The 14,016-nt window shown below is 63.1% G+C and carries 8 protein-coding genes and 2 pseudogenes; 7 read left to right on the forward strand and 3 right to left on the reverse strand.

Annotated elements, in window-relative coordinates; genetic code table 11:
* Positions 1-328 precede the first annotated feature (328 nt).
* From H928_RS0115710 to H928_RS0115745, 5 genes are all read left to right on the forward strand, one after another.
* Positions 329-1,873 (forward strand): IPTL-CTERM sorting domain-containing protein, encoded by a 1,545-nt coding sequence (locus tag H928_RS0115710; protein WP_158400559.1) that lies wholly within the window; start codon positions 329-331, stop codon positions 1,871-1,873.
* 643 nt (positions 1,874-2,516) lie between these two features.
* Entirely contained in the window at positions 2,517-3,425 is a 909-nt protein-coding gene (locus H928_RS0115730) for a hypothetical protein (protein WP_148293182.1), read from the forward strand.
* A gap of 673 nt (positions 3,426-4,098) precedes the next feature.
* A complete protein-coding gene (locus tag H928_RS0115735; RefSeq protein ID WP_027011008.1) occupies positions 4,099-7,647 on the forward strand; it encodes a response regulator in 3,549 nt (1,182 codons plus the stop codon).
* 6 nt (positions 7,648-7,653) lie between these two features.
* Positions 7,654-8,496 carry a CheR family methyltransferase gene (locus H928_RS0115740; protein WP_021027372.1) on the forward strand — a complete coding sequence of 281 codons (843 nt, stop codon included), beginning with the start codon at positions 7,654-7,656 and terminating at the stop codon, positions 8,494-8,496.
* A gap of 71 nt (positions 8,497-8,567) precedes the next feature.
* Positions 8,568-9,698 (forward strand): hybrid sensor histidine kinase/response regulator, encoded by a 1,131-nt coding sequence (locus H928_RS0115745; protein ID WP_027011009.1) that lies wholly within the window; start codon positions 8,568-8,570, stop codon positions 9,696-9,698.
* A gap of 171 nt (positions 9,699-9,869) precedes the next feature.
* Here the strand turns inward: H928_RS0115745 and H928_RS0115750 are convergent, their stop codons facing one another.
* Positions 9,870-10,241, reverse strand: a complete 372-nt coding sequence (locus H928_RS0115750; RefSeq protein WP_021027374.1) for a response regulator — start codon at positions 10,239-10,241, stop codon at positions 9,870-9,872.
* A gap of 499 nt (positions 10,242-10,740) precedes the next feature.
* Here H928_RS0115750 and H928_RS0115755 point away from each other — a divergent pair, with 499 nt between their 5' ends.
* Positions 10,741-11,373: a response regulator transcription factor gene (locus H928_RS0115755; RefSeq protein WP_021027375.1), complete on the forward strand. Its 633-nt coding sequence runs from the start codon at positions 10,741-10,743 to the stop codon at positions 11,371-11,373.
* Between the two features lie 429 nt (positions 11,374-11,802).
* A complete protein-coding gene (locus tag H928_RS0115760) occupies positions 11,803-12,726 on the forward strand; it encodes a pyridoxal-phosphate dependent enzyme (RefSeq protein ID WP_021027376.1) in 924 nt (307 codons plus the stop codon).
* Between the two features lie 224 nt (positions 12,727-12,950).
* Here the strand turns inward: H928_RS0115760 and H928_RS0115765 are convergent.
* Positions 12,951-13,193, reverse strand: a pseudogene (locus tag H928_RS0115765) (IS5/IS1182 family transposase); the annotation flags it as partial.
* Positions 13,194-13,265: 72 nt separating this feature from the next.
* Positions 13,266-14,016: pseudogene (locus H928_RS32900) on the reverse strand (hypothetical protein); the annotation flags it as partial.

Consider the following 14,016-nt stretch of genomic DNA (forward strand, 5'->3'; position numbering starts at 1 on the left):
GCTAGGTGCGGCCGGCTAGGTGCCGCGCCCAAGCGCGATCGGCAACGGTCGCAGTCGCTGAAAGCGCCACCAATGTGCACCGCTTTGGCGCAGCCAACCCGCATGCTAGGAGCCCTCTGCCCTGTCCTTTCAGCATCTCCAATCACCACTTTTTTCATTTCTTGATTGCGTAAAACTATCAATTATGAGAGGCTGATGGCGCCCTGCCTGCGGCGCAGGGCAGCAGCGCACAGAACGGGTGCCCCCGCACTGCGTAAGCCGCCCCGCCCGCGCCTGTTCCATGCCACCGCTAGTTGATAGCTTCTTACAACCTAACTAATGGAAAATGATGACCAAAAAGCAATACACCTCATCGGCCCTGCACACGCCGCTGTTGAGCGCTCTGCTCGCGGGCGCCTCGCTCTTGGGCAGCCTGCTGCCAGCAGGAGCACAGGCCCAGAGTGTCCACTTCAGCGGTGATGCAAGCCCCCTGGGCGATATGGGGGCCAGCCACCACGCTAGCGATGTGACGGTGGGCCACAGCGGCACAAGCGCACTGGCGATTCTCGCCGGTGGCCAGCTGGTGTCTGACAGCGGAATGGTCAGCGCGCAGGCCGGCAGCGCAGGCACGGTGCGGGTGGAGGGCGCGCAATCGTCCTGGACGGTGGCGGGCGACCTGCTGCTGGGCCAAGCCGGATCGGCCACGCTGCAGGTGCGCCATGGCGCCACGGTGCAAAGCCGCCAGGCCCTGGAATCAACAGCACTGGCGGGCTCCAGCGCGCTGATCGATGTGGAGGGCGCCTCTTCCACACTGCGGGGGGAGGAATGCCTTTTCGCGGGAGAAGGCATGTCGGCGGTGCAGATCCGCGATGGCGGCTTGCTCGACTGCGAGGTCAGCGCCCTTTTGTACTTTGGCACGCTGGCGCTGCGCGGCGCGGGCTCCGAATGGCGGGTGGGCACCCATTTGGAGATTGGCAGCTTTGCCGGCCTGGCCGACACCGCGCTCACCATCGGCGAAGGCGCAAGCGTGGATGTGCGCGATACGCTGTGGCTGTCGTCCCCCGCACCGGGCGCGGCCGGCCGCGCAGAGCTGACGGTTGAAGGCAGCATCCGCCCCGGGGCCCTCCAGGTGCACACCTTGGTGCTGGGCAATGCGGACGCGAGCGTGCTGACCCTGGACCACAGCGATGCCTCTGGGCAGTACCAGTTTGGGCCGGATATCTATGGCAGCGGCCAGGTGCAGGTCAACGGCTCGGGCACCACGGTGCTGACGGGCAACAATAGCTACCAGGGCAGCACCCGCATCAACGCGGGCCTGCTGCGCGCAGGCGCGGCCAACAGCTTGAGCCCCGTCTCGGACTTTGTCGTGGCCGCTGGCGCCACGCTCGATACCAGCAGCTACAGCCCCACTGTGCAGAGCCTGGACAACAGCGGGCGGGTCACCCTGGCTGTCGGTGGCACCGGCAGTGTGCTGACCGTCACGCAGGATTACAGCGGCGATGGCGGTGTGATCGAGATACACACGGCCTTGGGCGCTGATGCATCGCCTAGCGCGCAGCTGGTGGTGCGGGGCGATACCAGCGGCGACAGCATTTTGCACATCAACAACCTGGGCGGCGCGGGGGCTGCCACCACCGGTGATGGCATTGTGGTGGTGCAGGTCGATGGGGCCTCGAACGGCACATTCCGCCTGCCCGCGCCCGGCTATGTGGAGGCAGGTGGATGGCGCTACACGCTGGCCCAGGTGGGCAAGCACTGGTTTTTGCAGTCGGACCACCCGGCGGAAGTGGCCGGGCCCGCCCCCTCCCCAGTGCCTACGCTGGGCACCCTGGGCCTGGGCGCAATGGCCACGCTGATGGCGGCTGTGGGCCTGCGCCGCCGCAAAACACTGTAAAGGGCGCAGGACACAGCGGGCGCTGGCAGCAGCGAACCGTTGTGTACGGGGGCGGGAGCGCGGGCGCTGGAGCTGCGTTGGCTCAGCCATTTACTTCGCTTTAAAAATAGCTTTTCTCAACCATATAATTAATAATTACTATGAAAAAGCAATATACCCTTCCCTCCTCCACGTTCTGCGCGTTAGCGGCCGGCTGCCCGGCATCGCGCAGGCCCAAAGCAGCCCTTTCCATATTGACGCCGCACCCGCCCATCGGTTGGCGCTGCCCTGCTGGCGCGCAGTGCGCATAAGCGGAGGCGGCCCACGGCTTTTGCCGAGGCCCACTGAGCAAGCGGCAGATGGCGCCAGGCGCTGTCAGCCAGGCAGGGCTTGGTGCTGGCTGATGGGCAGTAGCTGGCCGCAGCCTGCCAGCCCTGCACAGATGCCGCCGCCGCGCATGAGGCGCCACATGGTGCGCCGCCGCCCGGCGAGGCGAATGCGGCACGACGGTGCCAAACAGGCTGCCCTCGCCATATCCATTGCCAGACCTACGCCCTACGCCCTACGCCTTACGCCTTACGCCTTACGCCTTACGCAGCCTACCCGCCAACATGGCCTTGTGACCATCGGTTTGGCAGGCGCCAGGGGTCCACCTAAAAACAGCATGAAAAAACACCTCCAAACCTGTTGTGCTGGCGCAGCCGCTGGCGTGCTAGGCGCCGCATTCTGCGGGGCGCCTGCCAGCGCCCAGCATGTGACGCTGCCCGTGGTGGTGGTGGACAGCACGGCCCTCAGCCGCCACCATGGCCATACCGTCGATACCCTGCGCTGGATGGGCCCGGCCTTCCATACGGGGGCTGTGGCGACACAGATCAGTGCGATTTCGCTGGGCATGCAGCACCCCAAAGCGATCGCCAACCCCTTGGAGAGCTGGTGGCCCAGGTCTGAGCGTGACCGCTGGCCATCAGCGGTGGCGGTGGCGGCATCGTCACCTGTGGTGACCACCACGGCGGACTTCAAAAGATGCATGTCGGCACGCCCCCCTCCAGGCGCAGCATCTTGGGCCTGGGGCACACAGACCATTGCTGCGGTATTGCGGCTCTACCAGCTCGATGACAGCACCGAGCTGCCCCAGGGTGCGGCGCTGGCGAGCACGACCATCGATGTCGCCGTCTTTGCGCCCAACGATGGGCGCCTCAACACCTACACCGCGGTGCAACTGGGCAGCGTGGCCCGCACCACACTCCAGGCGTTTAAAAAATACGCGTTGGTGCTCGCCAGCAAGGACGGTTGCCCACTGGAGCTGTATGACAACCGAGGCCCTGCCAACGCCTATCGCTTTGCAGGCGGCTTCTCGGGCGCGGCCACTGGCTATCTGCGAACCCTCGATGGCGGCACCCACTGGAGCAAGGACGGCACGGTGACACCGGTGGTGCGTATGACGGTGACAGCGATAGCCGACCAAGGCACGGACCGCGACATGGGCAGCGACAACGACAGCGACTGGCCCGAGGGGGCCCTGCGCATGCCCGAACTGCCAGCCTGGGCGCAATGGCCATGGGTGGAGCGTTAGGCGGCGCTCTATATAGAGGCAGGCAAGCTTGGCTAGGCTGATGGCGCTGCAAGGCCCGCGCTGCCGGCCACAGCCCGCGCTGCGCAACCCTCGGGATCACCGCCGCTGAGCGTGGCCCACCCCAGGGGCACCTTCTGTATGCCTCCTGGCATCCCGGGCTGCGGCCCGCAGTCAATCGCTCCACAGGCCGGCAGCCAACCCCACAGGGTGGCTGCTGGCCTTTTTGTTGCCAGGTGGGGCAGATCGAAAAACATGGAGGCAAGGCAATGCCGCCACGGCTGGGGCGAGCCCGTACGAAGCAGCCCGCCCAGCGCGCCCGGGCAAGACTTACAAAAAACTTACATAATACCTAGCTATCGAACCCGTTTTTTAATACTTTTAATTTATGATCAGCACTCCTCTGGAGGGAGGAAAAGCGCTTCTCAGGAAGACGACCCTTGGGCCCGCCTTGTGCGGGCCCTTTTTTTGCGCGCAGCGCTGCGCAAACGACCGGTAACACCTGGGAGCCTCAGGGTTTGCGCGATGCCGCCGAGGGTGGACGAAAATGGCTCTGGCTTCCCACAGCCAACCAGGCGGCCCCGTAGGAGCATGCCTACAGATTTGTTAACAAAGGTACAAGTACAATTTGCCGTTGCTTTTTGTGCCTGTAGCCGCCCTCACCTCCGCCACCTCCATGCCCCAATCTCCTTCTTCGCAGCCGCGCAGCCTGTTCCCTTTGCCGCTGCCCATGCTGATGGGGTTTGCCGCCGCCGCCATTGCTGCGCTGGTCATCGCCATTGTCAATGTCTACTCGGCCGATGTGCGCGCCCGCGCAGTGACCAGCATCGACCGCATGACGGCGGCCATGCGCCAGCTCAATGAATTCTCGGCGTCGCTCAAGGATGCAGAGACCGGGCAGCGCGGCTTTTTGCTGACGGGCGACCCGGCCTACCTGCAGCCCTACCAGCGCGCGCAAGATGCGCTGGAGGCGCAGCTCAAGGGCCTGGCGGCCAGCAACAACAGCGCGCCGCTGCGCCAGGAACGGGTGCAGGCGATTGATGCGCTGGCCCACCAGAAGCTCGGCGAGCTCGAAGCGACGATTAACCTGAAACAAGCGGGCCGGGGCGATGAGGCGATGGCACTGGTGCGCACCGACAAGGGCAAGCTGGTGATGGACAGCCTCAACAACGAGGTCAACAGCCTGTACCTGCTGCAAAACGCCGAGCTCGATCTGCGCCGCCGCGCCTGGGAACAGGCCGCCATCACCTCGACCTATGTCACCTGGGGCGGCTCGGTGGTGATGCTGGTGCTGGTGCTTCTGTCGGCCGCGCTGTCGATGCGCGAGTTCCGCGCCAAGGCGCGCCAGGCCTGGGTGGCCGATGGCCTGGCAGGCCTGAACCAAAGCCTGCAGGGCGACCACCGGCTGGAAGAAGTGGGCGCACGCGCGCTGGAGTTTTTGGCCAGCTACCTGGGCGCCCGCGTGGGTGCCGGCTACGCCCGCCATGGCATGGACGACCGCTACCAGCTGTTTGGCGGCTACGCGCTGCCCCCAGATGCACTGCAGGCCCACCTGCTGGCCGGCGAAGGCCTGGCCGGCCAGGTGCTGCGCAGCGGCAAGCTGCTGAAGGTGGGCGGCCTGGACCAGAGCCACCTGAAGATCACTTCGAGCCTGGGCCAGTCGCAGCCGCTGGAGCTGGTGCTGGCCCCCGCCGTAGAAAACGGCCAGGTGCATGCGCTGATCGAGCTGGGCTTTGCCCGCCCGGTGCTGCCGGCCGAGCTGGACTTGCTCGCAGGCGCGTCGCCCGTGCTGGCCGTGGCGGTGCGCTCGGCGCTGGACCGCTCGCGCCTGGAGAAGCTGCTGGAAGAGACCCGCCAGCAGGCCGAAGAACTGCTGGTGCAGCAAGAAGAGATGCGCGCCAGCAACGAGGAGCTGGAGCAGCAAAGCCAGGCACTGCAGCGCTCGCAGGCGCAGATGGAGCAGCAGCAGCAGGAGCTGGAGCAGACCAATGTCTACCTGGAAGAGCAGACGCAGAAGTTGGAGCACCAGCGCGAGCAGCTGCTGCGCGCCAAGGATGCGCTGACCGACAAGGCGCGCGAGCTGGAAGTGGCCAGCCAGTACAAGAGCGAGTTCCTGGCCAATATGAGCCATGAGCTGCGCACGCCGCTGAACTCGACCCTGATCCTGGCCAAGCTGCTGGGCGACAACAAGCAGGGCAACCTGACGGGCGAGCAGGTCAAGTACGCGCAGACCATTTATGCGGCCGGCAATGATTTGCTGGCGCTGATCAACGACATTCTGGACCTGGCCAAGATTGAAGCCGGCCAGGCCAATGTGGTGCTCGAGCCGGTGAACCTGGGCACTGCGATGCAGTCGCTCATCGAGCCGCTGCGCCCACTGGCCCAGCAAAAGGGCCTGGCGCTGAGCTGCCATATTGCCCCGGGTGTGCCCACCTATGCGCAGACGGATAGCCTGCGCCTGGGCCAGATTCTGAAAAACCTGCTGTCCAACGCGATCAAGTTCACCGACCGGGGCAGCGTGAGCCTGCAGCTGTCGCAAAGCCAGCCAGGCACCTTGAGCTTTGCGGTGCAGGACACGGGCATCGGCATTCCCGAGCACCAGCAGCAGCTGATTTTTGAGGCTTTCCAGCAGGCCGATGGCAGCACCCACCGCAAGTACGGCGGCACGGGCCTGGGCCTGTCGATTGCGCGGGACCTGGCGCAGCTGCTGGGCGGCCAGGTGACCGTGCAAAGCACGCCGGGCCAAGGCAGCGTGTTCAGCTTTCATATGCCGCTGGTGGCAGCGGCTGCCCCGGCTGCCGAAGTGCCGGTGGCGCCCAAGGCGGCTGACGCGCTGCGCCCGGTGCAGCCTGCGCCGCTGAGCGCGCCCATCAAGACGATTGCGCCGGCCGCTGCGCCCCGGGCCATGGCCCCGATGCAGTCGAATACCGCCGTTGCCACGGCTGGTGCGGCCACCGCAACCACGCTGGCCGATGCCACCGCCTTGGCCAGCGCTGCTACCGCTGCCGTAGCCCCGGCTACCGAGCTGGCGCTGCCCACCATCATCCAGGGCCGCCATCTGCTGGTGGTGGAGGATGACCCGCGTTTTGCCGACATTCTGCAAGAGCTGGCGCGCGAGATGGGCTTTAGCTGCCAGGTGGCGCGCAATGCGGCCGATGGCCTGTCGGCCGCGCTGCAGTTTTTGCCCAATGCGATTGTGCTGGACATCAACCTGCCCGACTTCTCGGGCCTGGGCGTGCTGGACCAGCTCAAGCGCAACCCGAGCACGCGCCATATTCCGGTGCACATCGTCTCGGTGGCCGATTACTCCCAAGAAGCGCTGGTGCGCGGCGCGCTGGGTTACGCCTTGAAGCCGGTGCAGCGCGAAGAGTTGGCCCAGGCCTTGAAGCGGCTGGAGGCCAAGTTCACCCAGAACATCCACCGCGTGCTGCTGGTCGAAGACGACGAGCGCCAGCGCGACAGCGTGCACAGCCTGCTGGGCAACAGCGAGGTCGATGTGGTCTGCGCCGGCACCGCCACCCAGGCGCTGGAGTACCTGGCCCAGGGCACCTATGACTGCATGATCATGGACCTGAACCTGCCGGACATGAGCGGCTTTGCGCTGCTCGAGCGCATGTCCGAGCAAGACGGCGTGTCCTTCCCGCCGGTGATTGTCTACACCGGCCGGGCGCTGTCGCGCGATGAAGAGTTGCAGCTGCGGCGCTTCTCGCACTCGATCATCATCAAGGATGCGCGCTCACCCGAGCGCCTGCTCGATGAGGTGACCTTGTTCCTGCACCAGGTGGAGTCGCGCCTGTCGCCCGAGCACCAGCAGATGCTGGCCCAGGCCCGCAGCCGCGAGGCCGCGCTGGAAGGGCGCAAGGTGCTGGTGGTGGAGGACGATGTGCGCAATGTGTTTGCGCTGACCAGCATTCTGGAGCCCACCGGCATTGCGGTGGACATTGCCCGCAATGGCCGCGAAGCGCTCGAGGCACTGGACCGCGAAGACAGCAGCGTGGACCTGGTCCTGATGGACATCATGATGCCCGAGATGGATGGCTACACCGCCATGCGCGAGATTCGCAGCCGCGCGCATTTGAAGCGCCTGCCCATCATTGCGCTGACCGCCAAGGCCATGAAGGACGACCAGGAAAAATGCCTGGCCGCCGGTGCCAACGATTACATCGCCAAACCACTGGACGTGGAGAAACTGCTGTCCCTGGTGCGCGTCTGGATGCCCAAATAAAGCCCCATGCCGTTACGCAAAAAGGCCGAGATTGCCGAGATTGAGCAGCGCCTGCTGCTCGACGGTATTTATTACCGTTACCACTATGATTTTCGCGGTTACGCGCAGGGATCGATCAAGCGCGGGCTGGAGGCGGCGCTTGCCTCCTTTGGCTGCAAAACCCTGTCGCAACTGCAGGACAGGATCATGCACGACCCCTCGGCATTTACCGCGCTGTTGGGCTACCTGACGGTACAGGTCAGCGACATGTTCCGCGACCCGGGGTATTTTGCGGCTTTGCGCCGCGAGGTGGTGCCGCTCTTGCGCACCTACCCCTCGCTCAAGATCTGGGTGGCCGGCTGCAGCACGGGCGAAGAGGTCTACTCGCTGGCTATCCTGCTGCAGGAAGAAGGCCTGCTGGAGCGCAGCCTGATCTATGCGACCGATATCAACTCGCAGGCGCTGCGCGTGGCCGAACAAGGCATTTTTGGCATTGAGCGGGCCGAGTCGTTCTCCGCGAATTATTTGAAAGCGGGCGGCAAACGCTCGCTGGCCGATTACTACACCGCCCATTACGGCCATATTGTGCTGGACAAGGAGCTGCGCAAGAACGTGGTATTTGCCGACCACAGCCTGGCGACCGACAGCGTATTTGCCGAGATGCATTTGATATCGTGCCGGAATGTGCTGATTTATTTTGATGCCGACTTGCAAAACCGCGCGCTGGATCTTTTCCGGCAGTCATTATGCCATCGCGGTTTTTTGGGTTTGGGCATGAAAGAATCGCTGCGTTTTTCAAACCAGGCGCCTGCCTTTGAGGATGTGGCGGTGGTGGAAAAGATATACCAGAAAAAACCCAGCATTGATTAGTTTGACCATACCCGCCCCGCAGATGGCGTGCCGCCGCATGCCATGGGTCCTAGCTTTTGACTTGTAGCGCCATGAAGACCATAGACGGCATCAAATGCCTGATTGTTGATGACATTCCGCAGAACCTGGTCGCCCTGGAAGCGCTGCTCCAGCGCGAGGGTGTGCAGTTTCTCAAAGCCCACTCGGCGCGCGAGGCGCTGGAGCTGCTGCTGCAGCACAACGATGTGGCGCTGGCCCTCTTGGATGTGCAGATGCCGGAGATGAACGGCTTTGACCTGGCCGCGCTGATCCGGGGCAGTGAGCGCACGCGCCATATTCCGCTGATCTTCATGACCGCGGGCACGCATGAGCAGAACTGGCAGTTCCAGGGCTATGAGAGCGGCGCGGTGGATTTTCTGTACAAGCCCATCGACCCGGACATGCTCACAGCCAAGGTGAACATCTTTTTTGAGCTGCACCGCCGCAAGCAGGAGCTGGCCCAGCAATTGCAAGAGCGCACCGAGGCGCTGCGCGTCAACGAGATGTTCATGGCGGTGCTCAGCCACGACCTGCGCAACCCCTTGCAGACCATCAAGATGAGCGCCAGCTTGCTCAAGCGCCAGACCGATGCGAGCAAGAACGAAGAGCTGGCCGAGCGCCTGCTGGGCAACAGCCAGCGCATGGCCCGCATGGTCGAGGATTTGCTCGATGTGACCCGCATCCGCCAGGCCGGCGGCCTGCGCCTGAGCCTGGCCGAGATGGACCTGGCCCCGCTGTGCGCGGCAGCGGTGGAAGACGCGCGCCAGTGCAGCACCGAGCGCGTGCTGCACTACCAGGCCCAGGGCGACACCCAGGGCCGCTGGGACAGCGAGCGCCTGGCCCAGGTGGTGAGCAATATCCTGGGCAATGCCGTCAAGCACGGCGCGGTCGATGCGCCGATCCGCGTGACGCTGGATGGCAGCCAGCCGGCCGAAGTGCTGCTGGCCATCGAAAACGCCGGGACCATTCCGCCGGCCTTGCTGCCCGATCTGTTCAAGCCCTTTCGGGGCGGCGAGCGCCAGCCCGGGCAAAGCGAAGGCCTGGGCCTGGGGCTCTATATTGCCCAGCAGATTGCCCAGGCGCATGGTGGGTCCATTCAGGTGCAATCGGCCGAGGGCCAGACCCGCTTTGAGATCCGGCTGCCGCGCCAGCCGCTGGCGCAGGGCCGGCAGGCGGTGCTGTAAGGACCTGTTCAAGGTTTACTGACCGGCTCATCCACCCCAGCGCTGCGCTGCTGCGCGCTATAGTTTTTATGGATCGGACTGGCCGGCGGCTGCGCCAGCCCATAAGCAAAAGGACGGCAAAGCCGTCCTTTTTTGCATCAGCGCACGAGGGCACTGGGGGTGCTGAAGTGCTTATTGCAGCGTGGCGCTGGCGCGCTGTGCCTCGATCTGGCCGAGCAGGTTTTCGAGCTCTTCAATCTCAAAAGGCTTGAGCAAGGTGCGCACATTGGGGCCCCACTGCGCCGGGTAGTGGCCCAGGTCGTAGCCGGTGCACAGCACAATCCAGCGCAGCGGCGCTTGCTTGAGCAGCGCCTGGGCCAGGTCGGTGCCCGATTGCCCCGGCAGGCTGACATCGGTCACCACAAGGTCAAACGGCGCCTGGGCATCGAGCTGCAGCGCATCTTCGGCATTGGCGCAGCAGGTGATGCTGCGGCCCGGCCCTTCCATGAGGCAGCCGATGGTCTCGCGCAGCTCTGCATTGTCTTCTATATAGACTATTTTCATTGCAAATCCAATAATAAAAGATTATTGCAATAAAACTATTGCAACCTGAGATTTGCACCAAGGAATTTATCCTTGTAGGACATTTTCTTTTTATGCCGATGGAATATACCACATGGTGCCAGCGGGGGAAATTCCCATGCTAGATGGCGAGGTCAAAAAATCGGTTTCAGCGTTTTGTAGTCCTACACTGACAGTGTCCGTTTGCGCGCACCCACAAGGCATTTGCAAACCATGGTTAAACTAAGGCTCTAGCCATTGAGGCTGTTGAAAAAGGTATTAAACCGACCATTGAGGCAGGTCAATACCAAGTATCAAATTTATAATTTAGCAATACGGCTCTGGATATTATCGCAGCGAATAATATATTTATGGTCTGCATGATTTTGATAATCATGGCCGCTTGTGCCGTGACCTGTGGTTATCCGATCCGGTTGTGCAGTTTCAAAAAAGACCGCGAGCCAGTCAGCCAGAGCTGCACTGCCGCTACCAAGGAAGACCAATGATCAACGTAGGACTTGTCGATGACCACGCCATCGTTCGCTCCGGCCTGAAGCAATTTCTCGCGGATTTTGTAGATATCCGCCTCGTGGGAGAAGCCTCCAATGGCCGCGAAGCCATTGACCTGGTGCGCAATGAATCGATTGACGTGCTGGTGATGGACCTGTCGATGCCCGGCCAAAGCGGTATCGATGCGCTGACCATGCTGCGCGCCAAGGAGCCCGATATGGGCATCCTGATCCTGAGCGGCTACCCGGCCGAGCACTATGCGATCAACCTGATCCGCCAAGGGGTGAACGGCTACCTGAACAAGGAATGCGACCCGAGCGAGATTGTGGAAGCGATTCGCACCATCTCGCTGGGCAAGCGCTACCTGACTCCTATGGTCGCCAACCTGCTGGCCCAGCAGCTGGGCCGCAAGGACGATGCCCCGCCGCACGAGCACCTGTCCGAGCGCGAGTTCCAGGTGTTCCTCAAACTCGCCCAGGGCGAAACCGCCAGCAATGTGGCCGAGCAGCTGTCGCTGAGCGTCAAGACGGTGAGCACCTACCGCACCCGCTTGATGGAGAAGATGACCTTGAGCTCCAACAGCGACCTGACCTACTATGCATTGAAGAACGGCCTGATCAGCTGATCGCCCGCCTCCCCACAAGCCACACGCCACCTTCGGGTGGCGTTTGCTTTGGCGGGGCACGTGGTGGTGTGCGGCAGCGGCCAGGCGCTAACGGCAACCTGGGGCGCAAGAGATCGCCCTCCCCTCACCCGCAGCCCGCTGTTTTTCTGAGCACTGCGCCGCACCATGCCCTTGTCGCCCACCATCGAGCGCTTGGCCACCATGCGCTGATTTGCCGCCTACACTGTGGGCCTGCTGCCGGCGCTGGCTGTGCGGTTGCGGCCTTGTTGCCCGCCCAATTCCGCGCCACTGGCATCTCCATTACCGACTACTTGGCCGCGCCCGCGCTATGCGATGAGGCGGCTAAGGTGGCTGAGGCAATTGCACCGGCTCGGCCGCCCCATCGGCACGCAGCGCCCAGGCACTATTCAGAACGCAAGGACATCCACCATGGCCATCCATATCGAAACCCCGACCATCGCATCGCGCGCGCTGTCGCTGCGCACCGGCAAGAGCGTGCGCCTGAAGCTCGAGACCTTGCAGCCCAGCGGCTCGTTCAAGACGCGTGGCATCGGCCACGCCTGCGAGGTCTACCGGTCGCGCGGGGCCAAGCGCTTTATATCCTCGTCGGGCGGCAATGCCGGCTATGCAGTGGCCTATGCCGGCCGCATGCTGCAGACGCCAGTGACGGTGGTGGTGCCGGCAACCACATCGCAGCGCGCCCAGGACCTGATCCGCTCCGAAGGGGCTGAGGTGATCGTGCACGGCGCATCGTGGATGGAGGCCCATGCCCATGCCCAGCAGCTGATGACGGCCAGCGATGCCTTTTTGCACCCCTTTGATGACCCCTTGCTCTGGACCGGCCACGCCACGATGATCGATGAGCTGGCGCGGCAAGGCGAGCGGCCCGATCTGGTGGTTTGCTCGGTGGGGGGCGGTGGCCTGCTATGCGGTGTGGTCGAAGGTCTGCAGCGCAATGGCTGGGGCGCCGTGCCGGTCCTTGCCGCCGAAACCGCAGGCGCCGATTCATTGGCCCAGGCGATGCAAGCCGGCGCGCCCACCTTGCTGCCCGGCATCACCTCGATTGCCACATCGCTGGGCGCACGCCAGGTCTGCGACCGCGCATGGGCGCTGACCCGGGAGCACCGCATCGAGAGCGTGGTGGTACCCGATGCCGCCGCGGTGGCCGCCTGCGAAGAGCTGCTGCTGGAACACCGCATGCTGGTGGAGCCCGCCTGCGGCGCATCGGTGGCGGCGCTGCACAGCGCGTCGCCGCTGCTGCAGCAAGCCCAGTCCATCGTGGTCATCCTCTGCGGCGGCGTTGGCATTACCGCGCGCCAGGTCGCCCAGTGGAGCGCCGAGTTGGCGGGCTGATGGGCGGCGATTGCAGCCATGGTTGCATGGTGCTGCTGACAAGCCATGGGGTCAGCAGATCCACCGCTGGGGAAGGTCTGCAACACCACGGCATTCAGATCGGCCTGTCAGCTCGATGCCGATTTGCCTGCCATTACGCAGCTTTGCCGCCAGATTTCAAGCCGCATTGACGGCTTTCGGCCCGTGTGGGGCACCTGCAGGCGCACCCATGCCTGCCCCCCCTTCAAAGTCCTGCAAAACAACCACGGATTGACCAGCGCCAACATTGTCTGCAGCTTGTTGTCGTTCTTGGCAATGCCCCGGTAGCGCAGCTTGTTGACTCCAAACTGCTGCTTGATCACCCGAAACGGGTACCCCACTTTGGCTCGCATGCTGGCTTTGGTTTGCTCGTATTTCTCTTTCAACAGTCCCAGCGGGGTGCTTACATCGAGCTGCTTGCGCAGGCCTTTGCGCATGGCCATGTGCCAGCCCCGTTGCCGGTTGGAAATTTTCAGAGTTTCCCAAGCGCAACAATATGCTTCGACTTGGTATTCAACATTTCATTTTTTCCTGAATCCAAGCAAAATAGTTACCCCAAGCATGAGCGAAAGTGTAGCAATCATCCAATTATTCAATGCAGGCACGCGTTTTATCATCGGCTGTGTATTAATTGAAGCCTCATAGGGAATGGAATTATTTGCTGATTCCGGATCTGCAGTTGCGCTGCCTGCAGTGATCGTTGCTGTAATGGAGCCCATAGCAGGAGCCACAAAGCTGACGTCGCAAGAGATTGCGCTGGATGCAGTGAGTGGCGTCGCAGTGGGGACGGCGGGTGTACAGCTCGTCGTTGCACCTGCTGGAAGTCCAGAAATTCCACATGTTGCTGAGTCTGCTGCACTGGGTCCTGCATTCAGGCAAGTAATGCTGCCAGTAACCGCCTGCCCAGCGGTGACATTCGCAGGCAGCGAAGAACTTGCTTGCATATCGGCAGCGGGCGTGATCACTGCGTTATAGGAGACTGAATTATTTGAGGGAAGTGGATCTGCAGCTGCACTGCCCGCCGTGATCGTTGCTGTAATGGAGCCCGTAGCAGGCGCTACAAAGCTAACGTCGCAAGAGATCGCGCCGGATACAGTGAGTGGCGTCGCAGTGGGGACGGCGGGTGTACAGCTCGTCGTTGCACCTGCTGGAAGTCCAGAAATTCCACATGTTGCTGAGTCTGCTGCACTGGGTCCTGCATTCAGGCAAGTAATACTGCCAGTAACTGCCTGCCCAGCGGTGACATTCACAGGCAGCGAAGAACTTGCTTGC

The sequence above is a fragment of the Comamonas sp. B-9 genome, from assembly GCF_000410635.1.
GTDB lineage: Bacteria > Pseudomonadota > Gammaproteobacteria > Burkholderiales > Burkholderiaceae_C > Comamonas.

Coding starts and splice junctions, on each gene's coding strand:
- H928_RS0115710 (WP_158400559.1), top strand. CDS start 329: ATGACCAAAAAGCAATACACCTCATCGGCCCTGCACACGCCGCTGTTG.
- H928_RS0115730 (WP_148293182.1), top strand. CDS start 2,517: ATGAAAAAACACCTCCAAACCTGTTGTGCTGGCGCAGCCGCTGGCGTG.
- H928_RS0115735 (WP_027011008.1), top strand. CDS start 4,099: ATGCCCCAATCTCCTTCTTCGCAGCCGCGCAGCCTGTTCCCTTTGCCG.
- H928_RS0115740 (WP_021027372.1), top strand. CDS start 7,654: ATGCCGTTACGCAAAAAGGCCGAGATTGCCGAGATTGAGCAGCGCCTG.
- H928_RS0115745 (WP_027011009.1), top strand. CDS start 8,568: ATGAAGACCATAGACGGCATCAAATGCCTGATTGTTGATGACATTCCG.
- H928_RS0115750 (WP_021027374.1), bottom strand. CDS start 10,241: ATGAAAATAGTCTATATAGAAGACAATGCAGAGCTGCGCGAGACCATC.
- H928_RS0115755 (WP_021027375.1), top strand. CDS start 10,741: ATGATCAACGTAGGACTTGTCGATGACCACGCCATCGTTCGCTCCGGC.
- H928_RS0115760 (WP_021027376.1), top strand. CDS start 11,803: ATGGCCATCCATATCGAAACCCCGACCATCGCATCGCGCGCGCTGTCG.